Annotated in this window: 18 protein-coding genes; 14 read left to right on the forward strand and 4 right to left on the reverse strand. The window is 64.0% G+C overall.

From position 1 onward, the window contains the following. Positions 1 to 111 precede the first annotated feature (111 nt). The gene (locus FCU40_RS06225; RefSeq protein WP_106404419.1) at positions 112 to 540 is read right to left on the reverse strand and encodes a VOC family protein; all 429 of its coding nucleotides are present in this window, start codon (positions 538 to 540) and stop codon (positions 112 to 114) included. Further along, entirely contained in the window at positions 537 to 1,256 is a 720-nt protein-coding gene (locus tag FCU40_RS06230) for an alpha/beta hydrolase family protein (RefSeq protein ID WP_168073716.1), read from the reverse strand. The genes FCU40_RS06225 and FCU40_RS06230 overlap by 4 nt, the downstream gene beginning before the upstream one ends. A gap of 678 nt (positions 1,257 to 1,934) precedes the next feature. Here FCU40_RS06230 and FCU40_RS06235 point away from each other — a divergent pair. The 12 genes from FCU40_RS06235 to FCU40_RS06285 all read left to right on the forward strand — a co-directional run bounded on the left by FCU40_RS06235 (position 1,935) and on the right by FCU40_RS06285 (position 18,303). Next, entirely contained in the window at positions 1,935 to 3,581 is a 1,647-nt protein-coding gene (locus FCU40_RS06235; protein WP_004624787.1) for an Nramp family divalent metal transporter, read from the forward strand. Positions 3,582 to 3,646: 65 nt separating this feature from the next. After that, the gene (locus FCU40_RS06240; RefSeq protein ID WP_168073718.1) at positions 3,647 to 4,924 is read left to right on the forward strand and encodes a CBS domain-containing protein; all 1,278 of its coding nucleotides are present in this window, start codon (positions 3,647 to 3,649) and stop codon (positions 4,922 to 4,924) included. Between the two features lie 87 nt (positions 4,925 to 5,011). Further along, positions 5,012 to 6,904, forward strand: coding sequence for a KUP/HAK/KT family potassium transporter (locus FCU40_RS06245; protein ID WP_168073720.1), 1,893 nt, complete (start codon positions 5,012 to 5,014; stop codon positions 6,902 to 6,904). A 92-nt stretch (positions 6,905 to 6,996) separates the two neighbouring features. After that, positions 6,997 to 8,067: a DMT family transporter gene (locus FCU40_RS06250; protein ID WP_168073722.1), complete on the forward strand. Its 1,071-nt coding sequence runs from the start codon at positions 6,997 to 6,999 to the stop codon at positions 8,065 to 8,067. 164 nt (positions 8,068 to 8,231) lie between these two features. Continuing rightward, positions 8,232 to 10,367 (forward strand): ParB/RepB/Spo0J family partition protein, encoded by a 2,136-nt coding sequence (locus FCU40_RS06255; RefSeq protein ID WP_168073724.1) that lies wholly within the window; start codon positions 8,232 to 8,234, stop codon positions 10,365 to 10,367. Positions 10,368 to 10,468: 101 nt separating this feature from the next. Continuing rightward, the gene (locus FCU40_RS06260; protein WP_168073726.1) at positions 10,469 to 10,894 is read left to right on the forward strand and encodes a hypothetical protein; all 426 of its coding nucleotides are present in this window, start codon (positions 10,469 to 10,471) and stop codon (positions 10,892 to 10,894) included. Then, positions 10,891 to 11,133, forward strand: coding sequence for a DUF6117 family protein (locus tag FCU40_RS06265; RefSeq protein ID WP_168073728.1), 243 nt, complete (start codon positions 10,891 to 10,893; stop codon positions 11,131 to 11,133). The genes FCU40_RS06260 and FCU40_RS06265 overlap by 4 nt, the downstream gene beginning before the upstream one ends. A 147-nt stretch (positions 11,134 to 11,280) precedes the next feature. After that, entirely contained in the window at positions 11,281 to 11,577 is a 297-nt protein-coding gene (locus tag FCU40_RS06270; protein WP_206677302.1) for a DUF4326 domain-containing protein, read from the forward strand. Between the two features lie 98 nt (positions 11,578 to 11,675). Further along, positions 11,676 to 12,977, forward strand: coding sequence for a class I SAM-dependent methyltransferase (locus FCU40_RS23230; RefSeq protein ID WP_241693552.1), 1,302 nt, complete (start codon positions 11,676 to 11,678; stop codon positions 12,975 to 12,977). Between the two features lie 13 nt (positions 12,978 to 12,990). Further along, positions 12,991 to 15,993, forward strand: a complete 3,003-nt coding sequence (locus FCU40_RS06275; protein WP_241693553.1) for a strawberry notch family protein — start codon at positions 12,991 to 12,993, stop codon at positions 15,991 to 15,993. After that, the gene (locus FCU40_RS06280) at positions 15,990 to 17,054 is read left to right on the forward strand and encodes a toprim domain-containing protein (RefSeq protein WP_342672533.1); all 1,065 of its coding nucleotides are present in this window, start codon (positions 15,990 to 15,992) and stop codon (positions 17,052 to 17,054) included. The genes FCU40_RS06275 and FCU40_RS06280 overlap by 4 nt, the downstream gene beginning before the upstream one ends. 310 nt (positions 17,055 to 17,364) lie before the next feature. Further along, the gene (locus tag FCU40_RS06285; protein WP_168073782.1) at positions 17,365 to 18,303 is read left to right on the forward strand and encodes a DUF2493 domain-containing protein; all 939 of its coding nucleotides are present in this window, start codon (positions 17,365 to 17,367) and stop codon (positions 18,301 to 18,303) included. 18 nt (positions 18,304 to 18,321) lie between these two features. Here FCU40_RS06285 and FCU40_RS06290 read toward each other — a convergent pair whose 3' ends face one another. Next, complete coding sequence (locus FCU40_RS06290) at positions 18,322 to 18,888, reverse strand: flavin reductase family protein (protein WP_168073732.1); 567 nt, start codon at positions 18,886 to 18,888, stop codon at positions 18,322 to 18,324. Between the two features lie 169 nt (positions 18,889 to 19,057). On the opposite strand from FCU40_RS06290, the gene FCU40_RS06295 reads away from it, so the two are divergent. Next, on the forward strand, positions 19,058 to 19,540 hold the full coding sequence (locus tag FCU40_RS06295) for a hypothetical protein (protein ID WP_074551672.1): 483 nt from the start codon (positions 19,058 to 19,060) through the stop codon (positions 19,538 to 19,540). Positions 19,541 to 20,086: 546 nt separating this feature from the next. Then, entirely contained in the window at positions 20,087 to 20,407 is a 321-nt protein-coding gene (locus FCU40_RS06300) for a DUF736 domain-containing protein (RefSeq protein WP_041751086.1), read from the forward strand. 70 nt (positions 20,408 to 20,477) lie between these two features. Here the strand turns inward: FCU40_RS06300 and FCU40_RS06305 are convergent, their stop codons facing one another. Next, complete coding sequence (locus tag FCU40_RS06305) at positions 20,478 to 22,775, reverse strand: heavy metal translocating P-type ATPase (protein ID WP_168073734.1); 2,298 nt, start codon at positions 22,773 to 22,775, stop codon at positions 20,478 to 20,480. Positions 22,776 to 22,834 lie beyond the last annotated feature (59 nt).

The raw sequence follows: 22,834 nt of genomic DNA on the forward strand, positions 1-22,834 counted from the left end.
ACGGGCAACGGCTAACGCTGTACGAGCACGCGCGCGGCCCGCCTCGCAAAAAGCGACTCGAGCGCGAATGCTCTGGGACCCTTGAAGCGCTTTCGATGGCGAAATGCCATCCTACGTCATAGCCTCTTTCAAGGACTGCCCAAGACTTATCAAATTCCCCTCGCTGTCGTGAAACCAGCAGCCAAGTTCCGCTGATCCCTTGCTGGGATAGTTGCCGGCGACGTGCGCTATGCCATCGATGGTCTTTAGCCGGCCGCTTTCATACTCGAGAAAGTTGACGCCGCGACGCTTGAGCTCATCGACGACGGAGCGGACGTCATCAACGGTGATCGCGAGCTGTGTAAAGTCTCCGGCCGATCGGCCGCTTGAGAGGAATATCGAAAACTCACTCGCACCGATACAATAGCGCAGGCCACCGGGGCGTTCCTCCGTTGGCCTCACGCCGAGCTTTTCCAGATACCATCGTCGCGCGCGGTCGAGATCCTGTGCCGGGAGGCGCGTTGCTGCGCTGAGGTATTTCTCTTCCACGGCCAACATCATTCCTCCGCCCGATGTACAGGAAGCCCCTCGATTTGCTCCAGCAGCATCGCAATCTTGGCGGGCTCCGTGAGCATCGCGTCATGTCCCGCCGGCCGTGCGTCAATCATCTCAATCCCAAGAGCCATGGCGTGCTCCGCCTGTTCGGGAATGAGATCTGAAGTCCGAATGTACGCCCTTGGCAAACGGTTGAGAGCCCTCGCAGAGAAGTGGAGGGATTGCGCAAACGTGCGCCACGGTTGCCCCACCAAACGACTGGCCAAGATCACTGCCATCTCGCTATCGAACGATCCAAGTTTCTCGATAGGGATCATCGGAGCGATGCGGTCCTCGACGACCAGCGCTTCGATATCATGTATCGGCGCGAGATCGGCGAAGGATCGCCCATTCGCGCCCACAAAGGCGTCGAGATACACGATCCGCTCTATCCTATCCGGCATACGGTCTGCCACCCCTGTAATCACAAGCCCTCCATAGCTGTGGCCCACCAGCGTTACATCGCGAATGTCCTCTCGAATTATGAGATTGTGCACATCCTCGATATGGGCATCGAGATCGACGTGAGCGCAAGGCTCGTCGATTGCCATGCCGGATAGTGTCGGCGCCCAAGTTCTGTGACCTCGATCGTCAGCAAGTTGTCGAACCGTCGCCCAACACCAACCGCCGTGCCAAGCACCGTGGACAAACACAAACCGCCGAGATCTGCTCGCGTGAGACATCCTCACCACAATAGGTCGACAAGACGCAGCTTCAAATTGGCTTGCCGCGTCTCACCGACGCCTCCATCGCGGCCCACGGCTGCCGCCCGTCAAGAACGCGAGCCTATCCCCGGCCGCGCGGCCCCCTTCGCAAGCAGCGCCGCGATCGATCATTTCTATACCCGGGTATAGTTGCAATATACCCCTATGGGTATGTATGAAACCCGCGGCGCGCATTGAAGACCAGCAATAATTCACGCTCCGGAATCCAGCCCTGCAAGGGCTGGATTTTTCATTGGCACAGCAAGGGATCGCTATGAACCCGCGACCTAGCGGTCAGGCCGACGATTGCGACAGCAGACGCTCGACGTCTGCACTCGTCTATCGCCGGCTCGGCCACGCTCAGGGCGACGACACGATTGTCGAGAGCCGCGCGAACCACTTCGCGCTGCTTTGATGCGTGCCGCCTCCTGAGCCAGGCATCAGGAGGCAGGAATGACCTACCAATTTTTCAGCGCACGCCTGCGCAGCGCCAGCTCATCGGAGATCCGCCCGCGTCTCGCACTGGCGCGCCGGCGTCTCGGGTGCGGGTGGCGCCAACAACCAAGCTGAGCGCTGCGCTCCATGCGGCGGGCGCCACGGTCGCTCGCCGTCGATACCTAACCCCATACATCAACGCCCATTGGGAAGGCGCTCCTCGTGCTGGCAGACCCGGAAAATCAACGCGACAATCACGCGCGCGCCGCAGTGCTCGATGAAGCGCATATCGGCGACATCAAGGGCGCATTCGGCTCGATCCAACGCGGCGACGAACTGCCGCGCGCGAGCCTCAAAGCCCGCCTCACGACCCTACTGGCTATCATTGGGCCGGGTCTGATCGTCATGGTCGGCGACAACGATGCCGGCGCCTTCGGCACCTACACGCAGGCTGGCCAAGTCTATGGCACGCGCCTGTTGTGGGTACTGCTGGTGCTCGTACCTGTGCTCTACGTCAATCAGGAGATGGTGCTGCGGCTCGGCGTGGTGACCGGCGTCGGTCACGCGCGGCTCATTCTCGAACGCTTCGGCAAGTTCTGGGGCGCCTTCAGCGTCATCGACCTCTTCATCCTGAACGCCCTCACCATCGTCACCGAGTTCATCGGCATCAGTCTGGGCATGGATTATCTGGGCATCCCGAAGATGTTCGGCGTGCCGATCTCCGCGGTACTGATTGTCGCCGCAGCCAGCACAGGGTCGTTCAAGCGTTTTGAGCAAGTCTGCATGGCGCTGGTGGCGGGATCGCTCCTGCTCGTGCCGATCTTTGTGATGGCTCACCCAAGCGGCGGACAGATGCTGCACGATTTCGTCGTTCCCGGCCTGCCGAAGGGCTCGGACCTGTCGGCCGTGGTGCTGCTGATCATCGCCATCATCGGCACCACCATCGCGCCTTGGCAGCTCTTCTTCCAGCAGTCCTACCTGATCGACAAGCGCATCACGCCGCGCTTCATGAACTATGAGCGCACCGACCTGTGGATCGGCATCGCCATCGTGATCATAGGCGCTGCGGCGATCATCGCCTTCACCGCCGCGACCTTTGCCGGCCACCCGGAATTCGGCAATTTCACCGACGCCGAAGGGGTCGCCCAGGGGCTGCAGAAGTATGTTGGCCACGTCGCCGGCGTGCTCTTCGCACTGGCCCTGATTGACGCCTCGATCATCGGCGCCGCGGCTGTAGGGCTTGCGACCTCTTATGCCCTGGGCGACGTGCTGGGGCTGAAGCACTCACTGCATCGTAAGATCTCCGATGCGAAGGGCTTCTACGCCGTCTTTGCCGGTATCCTGTTCGTATCGGCGATTGTCGTTCTGGTCCCCGGTAGTCCGCTAGGCCTGCTGACCGTCGGCGTGCAAGTGTTGGCCGGCGTTCTGTTGCCCTCGGCGACAGTGTTCCTGCTGCTCCTCTGCAACGACACCGAGGTGGTGGGTCCGTGGGTGAATGGACTCTTCGCCAACCTCTTCACATCCGCAGTCATCGCCGTCTTGGTCGTGCTGTCCCTGGTGCTGACCGCCAGCGTGCTGTTCCCCGACATCAGCGCCCAAACCATCATCCTGATCCTGGAGATCGGCGCAGCGGTTTCCGCGGTCAGCGCCGCAGCTTTCTTTACCTACCGGCGCCTGCATCCCGCGGCGCCCAAGGTCGCCGTCGACACCAGCCTCCGCGCTACCTGGCGGATGGCCCCGCTGGCGCTCCTTAAGGCGCCGCAGCTCTCCGCCGAGGTGCGGATCGGTCTGACTGTCCTCCGCACCTATCTGTTGATCGCGATGATCCTGGTGATCGTTCGTGTCGTGGAGGTTGCCCTTGGCCACTGACCCTGCCGTCACCAGCCTTCTGGCCAAGGCATTCCACCAGGCTCATCCTGTTGAAGAGGTTTGCCATGACTCCTAACGCCACCGATGCCCCTCATGCGCCCGTCCACGAGACGGTCTCCCTGGTCTCCATGTTCAAGCATGGCGTCGTGGACGCCAACGGCGCCCCGGCCGGCCGCCTGGAAGACGTTGTCGCCGTCTTGCGGGACAATGACTATCCACTGCTGAAGGGCCTCCTGGTCGGCAGCGGCCCGGTCTTCGTGCCGATGGCGGACGTCATCGAGATCAAGCCCGATGGCGCTGTACGGATCGCGGCGGGAGAACGACGCCCCTTCTCACAAGAGGCTGGGGAAACGCTGCTGAAGGCCGAGATGCTCGGCCGGCGTCTGGTCGATCTGCCGCGCGGCGTGTTGGTCAAGGCGCACGACGTGCGCTTCGACGCAACCCCGTCGGGTTGGCGCGTGGTCAGCGTGGACGTGCACAAGCATAGCTGGCTGCACTTCGGCTCGCATGAGCACCACCCGGCCCGGGACTGGCACGACTTCCTGCCGCTCACCCGCGACGCAGCGCAGGCCAGGTCTACATCATCGCTCGGCCGCATCGAGGCGCTGAAGCCGGCTCAGATCGCCGATATTATTGAACGCGCTCCGAGCCAAGAGCAGGATGTCTTGCTGGCTTTGGTGCATAACGATCCCAGCTTGGAAGCCAATGTCTTCGAGGAGTTGGACGATGACAAGCAGGCACAACTGCTGAAATCGCGCAACGACGACGAGGTGGCCGACGTACTGTCGCGCATGCGCGCCGACGATGCGGCCGACGCGATCATGGAGTTGCCGCAGGAACGCCGGCAGAACGTGCTCGATCGTCTCCCGACGGCGACGAAGATGAAGGTCAGCATGCTGCTCGGCTTTAATTCGGCGACGGCGGGCGGCCTGATGGGCGCCGATTTCCTCGCCGTGCCGGAGGATCGCACGATCGGCGATGCGCTTGAGCAACTGCGAACACTGACAACCGTGCAGCCCGAGGCCTTGGTGACGATTCACAGCCTGAATGCGGACGGCGTCTTGGCCGGAACGCTAAGCGTGGTGCGCGCCCTGCAACTTAGTCCCTCGACATTACTTCGCGACGCAGTCGACGCGCGCGCAATCGTCGCATCGCCTGATGACGACATCATTGCGGTGACCACGCGGATGGCCGACTTCAACTTGTTGAGCTTGCCGGTTGTTGATGCCGAGGGGAAATTGCTGGGGTTGGTGACCGTAGACGACGCGCTGGAAGCCGCCATCCCGCAGGACTGGGCCCGGCGCGAGGGGGCAAGTGGCTCGCCGCAACGTCGACTGGGATGATGTCCGCCACCCACGGATTCCAGTCCAACGAGACGACCATCCTCGTCTTCCTCCATGCTGCGGGCCACCGCCCTACATGAATGACTCATGACCCCCACTGTCGCCCAGGACGCATCCACACGCACCCGCGAACCCCAGCATTGGGCGGCCCTCGGCGCGCTAGGCATCGTCTATGGCGATCTCGGCACCAGCCCGCTCTACACTCTCCAGACCGTCGTCCAGGCAACCGGCGGACATTTCACGACCGCCAGCGCGCTAGGCATCCTGTCGCTGCTCGTCTGGACCCTGATCATCACCATTTCGATCAAATATTGTCTGTTCGTCATGCGCGCCGACAACCATGGGGAAGGCGGAATCCTTGCCCTGATGTCGCTGGTCGGCGCCAACAGATTCAAAGGGACCGCCAAAATCCTGGCCGTCATGGGCCTGCTCGGCGCGGCCTTGCTCTATGGCGACGGCGTCATCACGCCGGCCATCTCGGTGCTCAGCGCGCTCGAAGGCGTCAATGTCGTGACGAGTTCGCTCAAGCCCTTCGTCATGCCGGCGGCCGTCGCCATCCTGATTGTCTTCTTCGCAGCCCAGCGGTTCGGCACGGCTAGAATTGGCGCCGCCTTCGGCCCGATCATGCTGCTCTGGTTTCTCGTTATCGCGGTCCTCGGGCTCACCGGGATCGTTCGCAATCCCAGCGTCCTCACCGCCCTCGATCCGCGTCACGCAATCGGCTTCCTGGCCCATAGCGGAGGAAACGGGATGCTGGTGCTCGGCGGCGTCTTCCTCTGCATCACCGGGGGCGAGGCGCTTTACGCCGACATGGGACACTTCGGGCCCGGCCCCATACGCCTGTCCTGGTACGCGATCGTGCTGCCGTCGCTGCTGCTCAGCTACGCCGGACAGACCGCCTTGCTCATCCAGAAGGGTACGATCGAAGGCAATCCGTTCTTTCAGCTTTGCCCCACATGGGGAGTCTATCCGCTTGTGTTCTTGGCGATGATTGCCACCATCATCGCCAGCCAGTCGATCATCACGGGTTCGTTCTCGATGACACGGCAGGCGATGCAACTCGGCTGGCTGCCCGGCTTTCATATTCGCCAGACGTCCGACAAGGTTTACGGCCAGATCTACGTGCCCGTCGTAAACTGGATGATGATGGTGGCGACCATCGGAATCACCATCGCCTTCGGCAGTTCCGACAGGCTTGCCGGCGCCTACGGCACGGCGGTGTCGACAACGATGCTGCTGACCACCTGCCTGCTCTTCACGGCTATGCGGAAAACATGGCGTTGGCCGCTCGCGGTTTCGATCCTAATCGCCGGACTCTTCCTGATCGTCGATGTCGGATTCTTTGGCGCCAATCTGCTGAAGATAGCCGAAGGCGGCTGGCTGCCCCTGACCTTCGGCGCGCTCGTCTTCTTCCTGATGCTGACCTGGCGGTCGGGGATCGATGCGGTTCGCGAGAGCCTGGCGCATGCGTCGGAAGCACCCGAGAAATTTGTCGCTGACTTGGCCGCCGGCAAGGTGCCCCGTGTCCCCGGCACGGCGATCTTCTTGACCCGGACCTATCAGAAAATCCCGCCGCTGCTGATCGACCACGTCAAACACATGGGCGCCCTCCATCAGTCGGTAATCGCCTTGACGATTCTGTTCGAGGAATCGCCGCGCATCGATGATGAGGAGCGCTGTGGCGTCGAAAAGATTGCCGACGGGATCTGGCGCGTGACGATGCGCTTTGGCTTCGTCGAAATACCAGACCTCACCGCCGCTCTGAAGCGGGTTAAGGGTCTCGATCCGTCGATCGATCTCGATCACGCCATTTATTTCGCGACACGCGATATTATCGTTGCAGGGGCCGGAAGCTCGCTGTTTGCGCATTGGCGTCTTCCAGTGTTCGCCTTTCTTTATCGCAATGCCGTAAAGGTGGTTGATCGCTTCAGCTTGCCGCCCGACCGCGTCGTGGAAATCGCGCGGCAGATCGAGTTGTAAGTCATCTCCGTCAAGTGCGCAGACAAGACAGTCCCGCCGTGGATGCAGCGAAGAAGGCGGTGGACACACCTCTATTCTGCTAAGCTTGCGCCATGACACAGTCGCGCTCTCCCCTCTGGCCAGGCGTGCCACTGGCGCTCATATCGGCAGTGCTCTTCGGTGCCTCGGCGCCATTCGCGAAGCTCTTGCTCGGCTCGATGCCGCCGCAGCTCCTCGCCGGATTGCTCTATCTCGGGGCCGGCATCGGTCTGGTGGCCATCATCGCCAGCAGAGCAGCCTTCGGCGCACCGGTTCCGGAGGCGCCCCTACGGCGCCATGACCTCCCCTGGCTCGCGGCCGTCGTCCTATGCGGCGGGGTAGCCGGACCGCTCCTCTTGATGTTGGGGTTGGCGCGTACGTCCGCCGCCTCCGGGTCCCTACTACTAAACTTGGAAGGACTCGCGACCATGGCGATCGCGTGGGTCGTGTTCCGGGAAAACGTGGATCGGCGGCTAATGCTGGGCGCCTTCGCCATCCTTGCGGGAGCGGCGATCCTCACGTGGAATGGAACAGGTGTACGCATCGACGCGGGCGGTGCCTTTATCGCCGTCGCGTGCCTAGCGTGGGGCATCGACAATAATCTGACGCGCAAACTGTCTTCGGCCGATCCGGTGATCACGGCGGCCATCAAGGGTATCGCGGCCGGCAGTACGAACGTCGCCTTGGCGATGGTGCTTGGCGCGCATCTGCCGACGCCGACCACGATCGCGGCCGCGGCCGCCGTCGGCTTCCTCGGCGTCGGTGTAAGCCTTGTTCTTTTCATGCTTGCGCTTCGCAACCTCGGAGCCGCACGCACCGGCGCCTACTTCTCGCTGGCGCCTTTCATTGGGGCAATCATCGCCGTGGTGCTGCTAGGCGAGCCTTTGACGATCCAATTGATCGCCGCCGGAATGCTGATGATGGTGGGGCTCTGGCTTCATCTCGCGGAGCGGCATGAGCATGAGCATCTACACGATGCCCTAGCGCACGAGCATGTGCACGTGCACGACGAACACCACCAACATGAGCATGACGGTCTGGTAACAGAACCGCATTCGCATTGGCATCGGCACGCGCCCTTGCGGCACGGTCACGCCCACTACCCCGACCTGCATCATCGGCATACGCACGTCGAGGCAAAATGACTGTTCCCGACGACAGTCATCGGCGGTGAGACTTGGGTCTGGCCGGGAAGGCTGCGGCGATGTCCGGGCCGAAAACCCATAAGAGGAAGAGGGCTGCGCCGGTCTTCGCGGCGGGTTGAAAGCCGAGAGAGAGTCTTTCGGCGCCCGTCGCGGAGTAAGTCCCGATGGCCAGTGCCGTTCAGAAGATCACCCTGTCGTCCTCGCGCGACATCCCCCTCAACAAGCTCATCCTCTCCCAGTCGAATGTCCGGCGCGTGAAGGCCGGCGTCTCGATCGAGGATCTCGCGGCGGATATCGCCCGTCGCGGCTGCCTGCTCCAGAGCCTCAATGTCCGCCCGGTTCTTGATGCGGAGGGCGTCGAGACAGGTATGTTCGAAGTGCCTGCCGGTGGCCGGCGCTTCCAGGCGTTGCAGCTCCTCGTCAAGCAGAAGCGCCTTACCAAGACCGCGCCCGTGCCCTGCGTGGTCCGCGATCCCTCCACCAAGATCCTCGCCGAGGACGACTCGCTAGCTGAGAACGTCCAGCGCGTGCCGCTACACCCGCTCGATCAATTCCGCGCCTTCCAGACCCTGCGCGACAAGGGCCTATGCGACGAAGACATCGCGGCCGCCTATTTCGTCGGCGTCAATGTCGTCAAGCAGCGCCTGCGCATCGCCGCGGTGTCGGAGAAGCTTCTCGACATCTATGCCGAGGACGGCATGTCGCTCGAGCAGCTCATGGCGTTCACCGTGACAACGGACCATGCGCGCCAGCTCCAGGTCTGGGACGCGCTCCAGCGGTCCTACAGCCAGGAGCCTTATCAGATCCGGCGCATGCTGACGGAGAAAACCGTCCGCGCGTCGGATCGCCGCGTGCTGTTCGTCGGCATCGGCGCCTACGAGAACGCGGGCGGTGTCGTCATGCGCGATCTCTTCCAGCAGGACGACGGTGGCTGGCTTGAAAATATCGGGCTTCTCGAAACCCTTGTCGCCGAAAAACTGAAGACCGACGCCGAACGTATCGCCACCGAGGGCTGGAAATGGATCGAGGTCGCAGTGGACTTCCCCTACGGTCACGACCACGGCCTGCGCGAGCTCGACGGCATACCGGCCGATCTCACCGACGACGAACGTGCCACGCGTGAAGCGCTGCGCACCGAGTTCGATCAGCTTCAGGCGCAATACGAAGATGCCGACGAACTGCCCGACGAGGTCGACCAGCGCCTCAGCGAGATCGAAACCGCGCTTGAGGCGTTCGAGTCGCGACCGCACATCTTCGATCCGGCCGACATCTCCCGGGCTGGGGTGTTTGTCAGCATCGCTCACGACGGCCAGCTCCAGGTCGATCGTGGCTATGTTCGCCCCGAGGATGAAGCTCCAGTCGTCGAGCCCGGTCAGGAACACCGCGACGATCTCGAGCAGGTTGGGATCGACAACGACACGTCGCCGGTTCAGCGTGTCGTCATCACCATCGGCGGCCAGGCCGAGCCGGAAGACGATGAGGACGACGTCGTTAAGCCGTTGCCGGATCGGCTGCTCAGCGAACTGACCGCGTACCGCACGCTGGCGCTGCGGGATGCCGTGGCGAACAATCCGCATGTCGCGATGACGGCGCTCCTGCACAAACTCTGCCTCGACGCCTTCCAGCACACAGCGACAGGCAACTGTCTCGAAGCGTCGGTGCGGCACGTGTTCTTCTCGATCCAGTCTGCCGACCTCAAGGAGAGCCCGTCCGCCAAGGCGGTTACCGAACGGCACGATGCCTGGAAGGCCGACATGCCGAAGGATGAAGCCGCGCTCTGGGATTGGCTCGCCGCACTGGACGACGCCAGCCGGGCCGCACTGCTGGCGCACTGCGTCTCCTTCGGCGTCAACGCGCTCTACGAGAAAGGCGATCGCTATGGCGGTCCCGGTCTCTCCGTTCACGGCGTCCAACATCGTCTCGCCCAGGCTGACCGCCTCGCACGGGCCGTCGGGCTCGACATGGTCGACGCCGGTTGGCGGCCAACGGTCGAGAATTATCTCGGCCGCGTCACCAAGCCTCGTATCCTCGAAGCGGTGCGCGAGGCGAACGGCGAGCAGTCGGCGCAGCTCATCGACCATCTGAAGAAGGCGGACATGGCGAAGGAGGCCGAACGGCTGCTCAACGGCACCGGCTGGCTGCCCGAGCCGCTCCGGTCTTCCGAAGCGACGACTGCCGACATCGGCGATGCCGACGCCAACGGCGGCGAAGAGGAAGGACTGCCCGCCTTTCTCGCCGACGGTGAAGACAACGCCAGCGAAGACGAGACCGACGCGCCAGTCGTGATCGCCGCCGAGTAACGCCCAGGAGCGGGGCGGCATGAGTCGCCCCGCTTACTTCTCTCCATCGAATTCCCTCCGCCCGGCCATCGCGCTGGGCGATTTCGTTTCAGGAGGCCATCATGGCTGATTTCTTCACGCACTTCTCATGCGTGTTCGATGTCGGCACGCCCGACAACGCGGCGCGCGCGCTCGAACTCTATAATGCGCTGATGGAAGAGAACGCCCGGGAAGACCCGCCCTCGGATGCTTTTCTGCTCTCTATCCAGCCCGAACACGGCGGCGCCGTGCTGTGGATCCGTGATGATGTCACGGGCGATCCACAAACAGTCATCACCTTCGTCCTTCGTTGTGCGGAGATCTTCGATCTCAAGGGTCGCTGGGGTTTTCAATGGGCCAACACATGCTCCCGGCCCCGCATCGACGCCTTCAGCGGCGGGGCCCATTGTCTCGATCTCGCCACCCGCGAAACGATCGCATGGACTGACACGCGCGGCTGGCTCGCGCGGACTTTGTCGCCGGGCCGCGGAAAGCGCGGTGCGCGATGAGCATTCCCGATCACGCGCGCGCCAACTTTCAGACGCTGCTCCACGCTGCGGCAGACGGCAACCTCGCCCTCATGGAATGTGCCGATGCAGCGACCGGCGAGACCCGTTACGTCATCTGCGCCGTCGGACGCGATGGCGCGGATTTCCTGTTCAAGCCCTTTGGCCACCTGGCCGATGGCAATCCCTACGACGCCTATGTGCCGCCGTCTGAGAACCTATCGGACGAATCAGCCTCCTGACACCCCGCGTCGTGACCTGTCTGGACGCGGCGGCCCGTCGGTCAACGGGCAAGCCGTTTCCGCATCGCACGCGATGCGTGACCGCAAGGCCTTCACCGCATCCCGGTCGCCAGCCCCGTCGCAACGGAGATCAGGAGGCGGTCGACAATGTGCAGGGTTCTCAACAAGCATCACGCAGGCGTGCCGGCGAGCGCCGTCTATGTCGGGCGCGGCTCGAAATGGGGCAATCCTTTCCGAATTGGCCCCGACGGCGACCGCGCCGCCGTCATCGCGAAGTACGAGCGCTGGCTCGCAGACCAGCATCATCTCCTACGCGCGCTCGACGAGCTTCGCGGCTGCGATCTCGTCTGCTTCTGCGCGCCGCGACCATGCCACGGCGATCTCTTGCTGCGGCTCGCGAAGCGCGGATCGCGTGGTGGCGCGGCGTCAAGGCCGGCGGGATGACGAGAGGGAGAGTGTGGCCGGGACGGGTTTGAGCCGGTGCGGACCAGAGAGAGCGCCGGCCGGCTCGCCCGTGTCCAGCTCTCCCGAGGTCCCTTCCCATGTCGCATCCTTCCGCAGCGGCCGAGCCGACGGCCGCGCCAATCCCGTGCACTCCCACGGTAGCTCCTGCGCCACGCCTCGCCGAGGCCGCGCAGCTTCTTCTTCCCCACCTTGAGCAAGGCCGGCGCGTCGACGCCGCCATTTTGCGTGCGGCGATGGAGCAAGCCCTCGGCCGCTCCGACGCGTCCGGCGCCTGGGACTGGAAGACGGCCTATGACGCCTGCGAGGCAGCATCCGTCCTGTTTCTGCGCAAATACGGCAAGCTGATTTTCCGTAAAGCCGGTTCTGCATCGGCAGCGCTGCCGCAGTTCGTGAAGCTCGTGAGCCTTCTTCCCACCCATACGCGGCGGTCAGAGGAGAGCCAGTCGCTCCAGCAATTCTCGACGCCGATCCCGCTCGGCCTCGCCGCGCTCTGTGCCGCCGCCATCACACCTGGCGACCGCGTGCTTGAACCATCAGCAGGCACCGGCCTTCTCGCCATTCTGGCGGAAATCGCCGGCGGCGCGCTCGCACTCAACGAGTTGGCCGAGGCCCGCGCCGCGTTGCTCTCCTCCCTCTTTCCGGCCGTCCCCGTGACGCGGTTCGATGCTGCGCAGATCGACGATCATCTTGGCTCCACGATCGATCCGACCGTCGTCCTGATGAACCCGCCATTCTCGGCGATGGCGAATGTCAGTGGCCGGATGGCAGATGCCGCCTACCGCCATGTGGCCTCGGCGTTGGCACGTCTCGCCGACGGCGGGCGGCTTGTCGCGATCACCGGCGCGAACTTCGGCCCGGAAACGCCGGCGTGGCGCGACGCCTTCGTCCATCTGCAGGAGCGCGGCACTGTCGTCTTCACCGCGGCGGTCGACGGCGCAGTCTACGCGAAGCATGGCACGACAATCGACACGCGGCTGATGGTCATCGACAAGATGCCCGCGTCCGATCCGGCTCAGTTTCCGGCGTCCGCCGGCATCGCGCCGGACGTCGCCACGCTGCTCGGCTGGATCACCAAGCATGTTCCCCCGCGGCGCCCGGTCGCCAGATCACTCGCCGCGCCGACCGCCGTCGGCGTCGCCACGCCTCGCAGCGTTCGCGGCTATCTCGCCCGCGCCGCCTCGCGGCAACCGGCCGCCGCGCTTGCGGAACCTGCAGGCGTTGAGCTTTCCTACGAGATCCTCGAATGGGCGCCGCCCGAGGGCGCCCGCCTCACCGATGCGCTTTATGAAGAATACGGATTGCAGTCGATCCGTATTCCCGGCTCGCAGGCGCATCCGACCAAACTCGTGCAATCGGCCGCGATCGAAGCCCTCCTATAGGCCGCGTCTTCCAGTGAACCTCGTCACGGGCGGCCTGCTATCCGACGCGCAGCTCGAGAGCGTCATTTACGCCGGCGAAGCGCACGGCGATTTCCTCGCCGGCGCATGGACCGTGGACGAAACCTTCGATCTCGTCACCGCCGCACGCGACGACGCCGAGACGGCCGTACGCTTCCGTCGCGGCTGGTTCCTCGGCGATGGCACCGGCACCGGCAAGGGCCGCCAAGTCGCCGGCATCCTGCTCGACAACTGGCTGAAGGGTCGTCGGCATGCGCTGTGGATCAGCAAGTCCGACAAGCTGATCGAGGATGCGCAGCGCGACTGGTCGGCGCTCGGCATGGAACGTCTGCTCGTCACGCCGCTCTCTCGATTCCGCCAGGGCACGCCGATCCGCCTCGCAGAAGGCATCCTATTTACGACCTACGCGACGCTACGCACCGATGAGCGCGGCGAGAAGCTTTCGCGTGTCCGGCAGATCGTCGAATGGTTGGGGCCCGATTTCGACGGAGTGATCATTTTCGACGAGTCTCATGCCATGCAGAATGCCGCGGGCGGCAAGGGCGAACGCGGCGACCAGGCACCCTCGCAGCAGGGGCGCGCCGGCCTACGGCTGCAGCACGCGCTGCCGAATGCGCGGGTTGTCTACGTCTCCGCGACAGGCGCCACCACCGTTCACAATCTTGCTTATGCCCAGCGCCTTGGCCTCTGGGGCGGCGAGGACTTTCCGTTCGCGACACGCGCGGAGTTTGTCGAGGCGATCGAAGACGGTGGTGTCGCCGCGATGGAGGTCCTGGCGCGCGATCTTCGCGCACTCGGCCTCTATGCCGCCCGTTCGCTCTCCTATGAGGGCGTCGAATACGAGTTGATCGAACACGAGCTCACGCCGGAGCAAATCCGCATCTACGATGCCTATGCCGGCGCTTTCTCGATCATCCACAACAACCTCGATGCCGCGATGCAGGCCGCCAACATCACTGGTGACAGCGGCACGCTGAACGCGCAGGCGAAATCCGCCGCGCGCTCGGCGTTCGAGTCGGCCAAGCAGCGCTTCTTCGGCCACCTGCTCACCTCGATGAAGACGCCCTCGCTGGTTCGCTCGATAGAGCGCGATCTCGAGGCCGGCCACGCATCCGTGGTCCAGATCGTCTCGACCGGCGAAGCGCTGATGGAGCGCCGGCTCGCGGAGATCCCGACTGAGGATTGGGGCGACGTCCAGGTCGACATCACACCGCGCGAGTATGTGTTGGACTATCTTGCCCACTCCTTTCCGGTGCAGCTCTACGAGCCCTTCACCGACTCAGAAGGCAATCTCTCATCGCGGCCGGTCTTTCGCGACGGCCAGCCGGTCGAAAGCCGCGAAGCGGTTACCCGCCGCGACCGGCTGATCGAGAAGCTCGCCTCGTTGCCGCCTGTGCCCGGCGCGCTCGATCAGATCGTGCAGCGCTTTGGCACGGACATGGTCGCCGAAGTGACAGGACGCTCGCGCCGCGTCATCCGCAAGGGCGATCGGCTGATGGTCGAGAACCGCGCGGCTTCGGCGAACCTTGCAGAAACCGCCGCCTTCATGGACGACGCCAAGCGCATTCTGGTGTTCTCCGAGGCCGGCGGCACGGGGCGCTCCTACCACGCCGAACTGTCGGCGCGGAACCGCCGGCTGAGGGTTCACTACCTCCTCGAACCCGGATGGAAGGCCGACGCCGCCATCCAAGGCCTGGGTCGCACGAACCGCACCAACCAGGCGCAGCCACCGCTCTTCCGCCCGATCGCGACCAATGTGAAGGCCGAAAAGCGTTTCCTGAGCACGATCGCCCGCCGTCTCGATACGCTCGGAGCGATCACGCGCGGACAGCGTCAGACCGGCGGCCAGAACCTGTTCCGGCCTGAAGACAATCTCGAAAGTCATTACGGCCGCGATGCGCTCCGTCAGCTCTACATGCTGCTGGCGCGTGGCAAGGTCGAAGGCTGCTCGCTTCAGACCTTCGAGGATTCCACGGGTCTGAAGCTGATGGATGCGAACGGCATCAAGGACGAACTGCCGCCGATTACCACCTTCCTCAATCGTCTGTTGGCGCTGACCATCGACCTGCAGAACGTCCTCTTCACCGCGTTCGAACAGTTGCTCACCGCCCGCATCGAAGGGGCGATCGCATCCGGCAGCTATGACGCGGGCCTCGAGACGCTGCGCGCCGAGAGCTTCGTCATCACGGATCGAAGCGTCATTTACAGCCATCCCGCGACCGGCGCCGAGACGCGGTTGCTCACCATCACCGAGCGCAGACGCAACCTTCCGGTGACGCTGGCGGAAGCCTTCGATCGTCTCTCCGATCCGCGCGCGGTGCTCTTGATCAACGAGCGATCGGGACGCGCCGCCGTTCAGGTCCCGGCGCCGAGCCTCATGCTCGACGACGGCGAGATCGAACGGCGGGTACGGCTGATCCGGCCGATGGAGCATCACAGCCTTCCGCTGAAGACAATGGCGGAAAGCCATTGGATGGAGGCCAACCGTGAGCGCTTCGCGGAGGCTTGGCACGTCGAACTCGGCGAAGTTCCCGATTTCACCGACAGCACCATCCATGTGGTGGCAGGCTTGCTCCTCCCGATCTGGAAGCGGCTGCCGAACGAGTCGACCCGGGTTTACCGGCTCCAGACCGATACGGGTGAGCGCATCATTGGCCGCAAGGTTTCGGCCGCCTGGGCGGCGAACGCGCTGGCGGCCGACGCGCCGACCCTGACGCCTGACATGGCGTTCGGCGCGCTGATGGAGGGGCGAACCGTCCTCGACCTCGCCGAGGGCCTCCAGCTTCGGCGTGTTCGCGTCATGGGCTCCAACCGCATCGAACTATCGGGATTCGACGACACGATGCGCGACCGGCTGAAAACCTATGGCCTCTTTCACGAGATCATTTCCTGGAAGCTGCGCATGTTCGTGCCGACCGATGCGAGCGGCGTCGAAACACTCAACCGCGTGCTCGATCGCTATCCCGTCGAGCACGTCGGCGAACGGGAGGCCGCGTGATGCCGCGCGACGCTTCCGACCTGGCACGCCGGCTCGCGCGCGACGCGGAGGCGGTGTGCCGTCACTATCTCTCCAATGGCCGCCGCGAAGGTCGTTATTGGCAGGTAGGCGATGCCCGCAACACACCCGGTCGATCCATGTTCGTTCGGTTGAAGGAGTCAACGAAAGGACCGGCCGGCAAATGGACCGATGCCGCGACAGGCGAACATGGCGATCTCCTCGACATCATCCGCGAGAGCTGCGGCCTCGTCGACTTCTACGATGTTGCCGATGAAGCGCGCCGCTTCTTAAGCCTGCCGCGCAGCGAACCGGAGCCTTCGCCAAACTCGGCAAGACCGCCTGCGCAGACTGGCTCGCCGGAGGCCGCACGACGGCTCTTTGCGATGTCGCAGCCGGTGATGTGCACACTCGCAGAGACGTATCTCCGTAATCGCGACATCACGCCTTTGCACGAAGCCGGCGCATTGCGATTCCACCCGCATTGCTACTATCGCCCGGATGATTACTCGCCGACCGAAATCTGGCCAGCGATGATCGCGCGTGTCACCGACCTTGATGGGCGCATCACCGGCGCGCACCGCACCTGGCTCAATCCCGAGGGCTTCGATCTCGTCCGTCTCGGCAAGGCGCCGATCGACACGCCGCGGCGCGCAATGGGCGACCTTCTCGGCAACGCGGTGCGCTTCGGCGTGGCCGACGATGTGCTCGCGGCCGGCGAAGGCATTGAGACCATGCTGTCGCTGCGCTGCGTGTTGCCGACCTTGCCGATGGCCGCTGCGCTCTCGGCCAATCACCTCGCCGCCTTGTTGCTTCCGCCGACGCTGCGCCGGCTCTATATCGCTCGCGACAACGATGCGGCCGGCGACGGGGCCGCGATCGCGTTGACCGAGCGGGCCCGCTCGGCCGGGGTCGAGGCGATCACCTGGACCCCGAGGCGGGGCGACTTCAACGAGGATCTGCGCGGCATCGGCGTCGACGTGCTGGCAGCAGCCTTGCGGATCGAACTTATCCCGCAGGACGTCGCGCGCTTCATGCACGTTGACGCCGCCGAGACGGGATGAAGGGCGACGGTTCGCGTGTCGCCATGGTTGGTCTGGTAAGGCCCCGCGAGCCGGAAAGAGTCCGCACCCTGGCCTTCTAGAGGGCGATCGGACCAGAAGCGCCTCGGTCCAGCAACCTCGAGGGCCGACTATTTTCCGTCGGCGGCGAAGCCGCCTTTACAGCGCGAGACAAAATAGCCGGCCCCTTCGGTCCTCCGCTGCGCTTCGGCCGCGGCGCGAGGGCGCCGCGGTGCAAGCCCGTTCCGCTCCCGGTCCAGTGATCGCCACGAAGGCCGCGATGGGCGCGGCCGATCCGGCAAAGGACCTCACCATGACGACCGACCATGACGACATCGACTTCGAACCGCCGCACAGCTCATCCCCGACCGATCACGTCCTCAACGAGCTTCAGCTCTACGGCTACCGTCCCTTCCAGGGCGAACCCGACCCGAGGCCGCTTCCCGAAGGCAATGTCGTGGCCGGCGCCGTCGTCGACATCTTCGACGCCCTGATCTCGACTCTGGGTGAGACGCGCCTTGAGCCGGACCTTGAGGATCTGCTCTGGTCAACGGTCAATCTCTTCCACCGCGCCGTCGATCGCATCGAGCGCGAACTCGACGATAACGAACAGGCGCAGCGGCGCAGCCAGCGCGAGCAGAACGGCTCGGAAGTGAAATCGGTCGAGCTAGAACGCCTGACGGCCGAGGGCATCACGCTGACCGAGCGCCGCAACAGCATGGAGCTCTTTCGCGACCAGGCCGCCGAACATTTCGAGGCCCATACCGGCTCACCGTGGCGTCCCCGGTCAGGATCGCTGATCAATCATCGCGCGCTCACCGCAGCGATGATCGACAGCCGCGACTTTCTGGCTGCGAAGCGTCGGGCCGAGACCGAGGTCATGCTGCCGCCTGGTCCGAAGATCGCGCTCACCGGCGGGCTCGACTTCAACGACCATCGCATGATCTGGGATCGACTCGACAAGGTCCACGCCAAGCATCCCGACATGGTGTTGCTGCATGGCGGGTCGCCGAAAGGCGCGGAGCTCATCGCCGCCAAATGGGCGAGCAATCGCAACGTGCCGCAGATCGCCTTCAAGCCGGACTGGACGAAGCACGCGAAGGCCGCTCCGTTCAAGCGCAACGACGCGATGCTGGCGGTCCTGCCGATCGGCGTCCTGCACTTCCCGGGCACCGGCATCCAGGACAACCTCGCCGACAAGGCACGCAAGCTCGGCATTCCGGTCTGGAAGCACGACGAAGGCGGCGCGTAAGCGCCGCCACTTACAGCATCATGTATCGAGCAGCTCCGGCCGAAACAGCCGGCGCCGGCTGATGATCTTGCCGGCAACCATGAATACCCCATCGCCGGTGTAATGCAGCGTCTCCGGATGCCTTGGCGACTTGGCGACATGCGCCTTCACCACTTCGAAAACGAAGAAATTATATTTGTCGACCAGCGCATCATCGACAAGACGGCATTCAAAATTTGCGTGACACTCGACAATCAGCGGCGCCTTCACGCGCGTTGCCGATTGCGCCGTGAGCCCGAACCTCTCGAATTTATCGACCTCAGCGCCCGTCGTGTTGCCAACGCCGACCACGGTGTCGATCAACGTCGTGGTCGGGAGATTGATCACGCACTCACGGCTCTTGCAGACTAGGTCAAAGCTGTAGTTTGCGCCGGCGATGACGCAACCGATGAGTGACGGTGTAAACTCCATCATCGTGTGCCACCCCATCGTCATGATGTTTCGCCTGTCATCCAGCGCTGACGACACCATCACGATTGGCCCAGGCTCAAGGTAGCGCCGAACCTGAGAGACCGGAAAATCAAGCTTTTCTGAGCGTCTCACCATCGTTCCTCCTGCGGTCGGGTCAGGCCCCTGGCACGGTCGCGGACACCGCCGATGTCTGGTGGGACGGGTTTCCTCTCCCATTCGAGGCCAATTTTCGTTATAGTTCGGATCGCGCCGTGGTGGTGGTGGAAGGCGCGACCGTCACACGCTTTGTCACGGAGACGCCGCCATGCTCGTCATCGGACTCATTCTCAGCATTTTTGGGATCGGCCTGTTCTGCTGGCTGATCTTCGCCCTTGCGGTTTATGCGCTGCCCTTCTTCGTCGGCCTCACCGCCGGCATGGCCGCCTTCCACAGCGGCGCGGGCGTCCTCGGCGCCCTCCTTATCGGCATCGTCGTGGGCGCGTTGACGCTGGGCGTCGGCCAGGTCGCTTTTGCGCTCGTCAAGCCGATCCCCCTGCGCGCGGCCATTGCAGCGGCCTTCGCCATCCCGGCCGCGATCGCCGGCTACCACGCCGTGCTGGGGCTCTCGCAGATCGGCATGCCATCGCTGTTCTGGCGGGAGACCTTCGCTTGGGTTGGCGCCATCATCATCGGCTGCACAGCTTGGGCGCGCATGACGGTGTTGGCCGAACCCCTTCCGCTGCGACCGGGCGGGGCAAATGCGGATGAGCCGCAGCCGGTTCTTACGGCCGCAACACGGGAAGGCTGAGAGGCCGGCCTCTTCGTCATCGAACAGGTTCGCGAAGCACGGTCCAGCGCCATCGGGTCTCGGTTGAGAAACGAGGACGGCCCCGGCCTATCGAAGCGCAGAGCCCGCAGCACCGATCTCCCGGCACTCACATAAAGACGGATGAAGGCGTTCATTCGCGGCGAGTCCCCGGCAATCGATCCCGCCTTTTTCTACGCCATGGCTTCTTTCTCTACGCCTGAACTCGCCGACATCTTGTGCAAGAGAACCGATATCCGCCACGTCTCCTCCTGAGGATGCTGTTCAGAGCACGGACGCACCTGGCCTCGTGATGGCCTGATCTGGCCGAAGACCGGCTGCGCCTCGATCGCCTGAGCCGCAACGCCGTCGGCTCGACTTTCTTCCCCTGGGCTAAAGCCCATTCCTCGCGAGGCAAGAAAGTCTCACCGCCGTCATCCTCCGCTGCGCTCCGGCCCGCGAGCGGGTGCGTCGTCGATCGTCCCCGGCCTGTCGATCGCCATCGAGGCCGCGGTGGTCGCGGGCTCGAAACCAGCAAGGAGAAGTGACATGGCTAACATCGGTTCTTTCAAGAAGGTCGGCAGCGACTTCCAGGGCGAGATCGTCACCCTGAGCTTGCAGACGAAAGGCGTCCGGATCGTCGCCGAGACCAACCGCTCCAACGAGAACGCCCCCAGCCACCGCGTCTATGTGGGCCGGGCCGAGATCGGGGCAGCGTGGTCGAAGCGCTCCGAAGAAGGCCGCGACTACCTCTCGCTCAAGCTCGACGACCCTTCCTTCAACGCTCCGATCTACGCGAACCTGTTCGATGACGAAGAGGCCGACGGCTACACCCTCATCTGGTCGCGGCCCCGCAAGAACGGCGACTGAGGCCTTCGCAGCAACCCCGCCCGGCCGCGCCGGGCGGGGTTCGCACGCGCAAGCATTAGACGGCGGCCTCTTACAAAACTCTGGAACCCTGAACTTGCCCGACCTTGAGCAGGCGCAACGCGTTCATGGTCACAAGCACCGTCGCCCCCGTATCGGCGAGGATTGCAGGCCAAAGCCCCGTGATGCCGACGACGGTCGTTACAAGGAATACCGCCTTTAGTCCGAGCGCGATCGCGATGTTCTGTCGAATGTTGGCCATGGTTCGCTTCGATAGGGCGATCATCGCGAAGACGTCCCCCACCCGTCCGTGAAGGACGGCAGCATCGGCCGTTTCGAGAGCCACGTCCGCGCTGCCGCCCATGGCGATGCCGACATCCGCCGCGGCGAGAGCCGGCGCATCATTGATGCCATCGCCGACCTTGATCACTGAGAAGCCTTGGCGTTTCAACTCGCCGACGACACGCTGCTTGTCTTGCGGCAGCAATTCGGCGTGCACCTCGATACCGAGCTGCTTGCCGATCGCGTCCGCGGTTCGCCGATTATCTCCTGTCAGCATCACGGTCTTGATTCCCGCATCAGCCAGCGCTTTCAGACCGGCCTTGGCGTCGACACGCGGTTCGTCCCGCATCGCGATGGCGCCGGCAACCTGTCCATCGGCGAGCAACACCGATACGGTCTTTCCGTCGTCGTTGAAGGCAGCGATCCGCGCGATCTGATCGGGCGTAAGCGCCGTGCGATCGCCCGCTGCGTGCGGTGAGCCGAAGAACACCTCGCTGCCGTCGACCGTCCCGGTGATCCCCTTTCCACCGATCGCCTTGGCGTCGGTGATCTGGGGCACGGCAGCATTATCACTCGCCGCGCGCTCCAGAATCGCCCTAGCGAGCGGATGGTTTGAGCCGGTTTCAAGCGCCGCGGCGAGCCTCAGCACCTCTGCCTCCGGCCGGCCGAAGCCGACAATGTCGGTCACTTGCGGCTTGCCTTCTGTCAACGTGCCAGTCTTGTCGAAGGCGGCGGCGGTAATCGTTCCGATCTTTTCCAGAACGGCGCCGCCCTTCAACAACAAGCCGCGCCGGGCACCGGCCGACAACGACGCTGCGATCGCCGCCGGGGTCGAGATCACCAGCGCGCACGGACATCCGATCAGCAGGATGGCAAGGCCCTTGTAGATCCATTCGCTCCAGGCGCCGCCAAACAGCAGCGGCGGTATGACGGCGACCAAAGCGGCGACCACGACGACGCCTGGCGTATAGTAGCGCGAAAACCGGTCGATGAAGCGCTCGGTTGGAGCCTTGCTCTCCTGCGCTTCCTCGACCAGCTTCACAACGCGGGCGATGGTGTTGTCGGCAGCGGCGGCCGTCACGCGGATGCGCAGCGCCGCCTCGCCATTAACGGTGCCAGCGAAGACGATAGCGTCTACGCCCTTACGGACGGGCGTGCTTTCGCCGGTGACGGGCGCCTCATCGATCGCGCTTTCACCCGATACGATCAAGCCGTCCGCAGGAATGCGGTCGCCGGGCCGCACGAGGATCAAGGAATCGACTATGAGGTCCTCGGCCGGGACCTCACGCGTCTTGCCTCCCTCTTCGAGCAAAGCGGTCTTCGGCAACAACGCGGTCAGCGATTGAATGCTGGCGCGCGCTCGGCCCGCCGCGACCCCTTCGAGCAGTTCGCCGATCAGAAAGAGAAAGACGACAGTTGCCGCTTCTTCGCTTGCGCTTATGGCGACGGCGCCGACGGCGGCAATCGTCATCAGCATCTCGATCGAGAAAGGGGTGCCGGCGATAGCCGCCATGATGGCGCGCCGGGCGATCGGCACGAGCCCAACCAGCATCGCCGCCGTGAATATCCAGGGTTCAAATCCTGGAACCAACTTGCCTATCGCGTAGGCCGCGACCAGCGCGATGCCGCTGGCAATCGTGAGCCGTCCTTTCCCGCTCCGCCACCATGGGCCGTTTGTCGGACCATGGTCGTGACCGTGCAGTTCGGCGCTAGACGCCTTGCCGTCGTTCTGCCCGTTGTGATGACGATGGTCAGGACCCTCGCTCTTTCGGGCATCGTCATGCGCGTGAGCGTCCGGGCCGCTGCGACCTTGGCAACCACAGGCCTCGACCGCCTTCGGTCCGCCGTCGCCGATCGAATGTTCTGTCAGCAGTCTGAGCTTGTATCCCAGTCCGGTCAGCGTCTTCGTGATCGCCGGACCAACTGCCTCATCGTCACCGTGGCGCACGGTCATCGTGCCGGCGGTGGCCGACACGGAGACATCTTCGACACCCGGCACGCGACGCACCGCCGTGTCGATCTTTGCCGCACATGAAGCGCAGTCCATGCCATCGACCCGATAGCGGCTCTGTTGCGAATGCTTCGTCATGACCAAATCCTCGATTCAGCCATAGCGCTACGTCCTCTAGTCGCTAGAGGAGCAAGGGC

Source organism: Caulobacter sp. SSI4214 (assembly GCF_012184455.1).
In the GTDB taxonomy this organism is placed as follows: Bacteria; Pseudomonadota; Alphaproteobacteria; order Caulobacterales; family Caulobacteraceae; genus Caulobacter; species Caulobacter vibrioides_E.

Excerpts from the sequence above, each read along its gene's own strand:
- FCU40_RS06255 (WP_168073724.1), top strand. The coding sequence starts at position 8,232 with ATGGCCAGTGCCGTTCAGAAGATCACCCTGTCGTCCTCGCGCGACATC.
- FCU40_RS06305 (WP_168073734.1), bottom strand. The coding sequence starts at position 22,775 with ATGACGAAGCATTCGCAACAGAGCCGCTATCGGGTCGATGGCATGGAC.
- FCU40_RS06245 (WP_168073720.1), top strand. The coding sequence starts at position 5,012 with ATGACCCCCACTGTCGCCCAGGACGCATCCACACGCACCCGCGAACCC.
- FCU40_RS06290 (WP_168073732.1), bottom strand. The coding sequence starts at position 18,888 with ATGGTGAGACGCTCAGAAAAGCTTGATTTTCCGGTCTCTCAGGTTCGG.
- FCU40_RS06250 (WP_168073722.1), top strand. The coding sequence starts at position 6,997 with ATGACACAGTCGCGCTCTCCCCTCTGGCCAGGCGTGCCACTGGCGCTC.
- FCU40_RS06240 (WP_168073718.1), top strand. The coding sequence starts at position 3,647 with ATGACTCCTAACGCCACCGATGCCCCTCATGCGCCCGTCCACGAGACG.
- FCU40_RS06270 (WP_206677302.1), top strand. The coding sequence starts at position 11,281 with ATGTGCAGGGTTCTCAACAAGCATCACGCAGGCGTGCCGGCGAGCGCC.
- FCU40_RS06230 (WP_168073716.1), bottom strand. The coding sequence starts at position 1,256 with ATGTCTCACGCGAGCAGATCTCGGCGGTTTGTGTTTGTCCACGGTGCT.
- FCU40_RS06225 (WP_106404419.1), bottom strand. The coding sequence starts at position 540 with ATGATGTTGGCCGTGGAAGAGAAATACCTCAGCGCAGCAACGCGCCTC.
- FCU40_RS06265 (WP_168073728.1), top strand. The coding sequence starts at position 10,891 with ATGAGCATTCCCGATCACGCGCGCGCCAACTTTCAGACGCTGCTCCAC.
- FCU40_RS06295 (WP_074551672.1), top strand. The coding sequence starts at position 19,058 with ATGCTCGTCATCGGACTCATTCTCAGCATTTTTGGGATCGGCCTGTTC.
- FCU40_RS23230 (WP_241693552.1), top strand. The coding sequence starts at position 11,676 with ATGTCGCATCCTTCCGCAGCGGCCGAGCCGACGGCCGCGCCAATCCCG.
- FCU40_RS06285 (WP_168073782.1), top strand. The coding sequence starts at position 17,365 with ATGACGACCGACCATGACGACATCGACTTCGAACCGCCGCACAGCTCA.
- FCU40_RS06260 (WP_168073726.1), top strand. The coding sequence starts at position 10,469 with ATGGCTGATTTCTTCACGCACTTCTCATGCGTGTTCGATGTCGGCACG.
- FCU40_RS06300 (WP_041751086.1), top strand. The coding sequence starts at position 20,087 with ATGGCTAACATCGGTTCTTTCAAGAAGGTCGGCAGCGACTTCCAGGGC.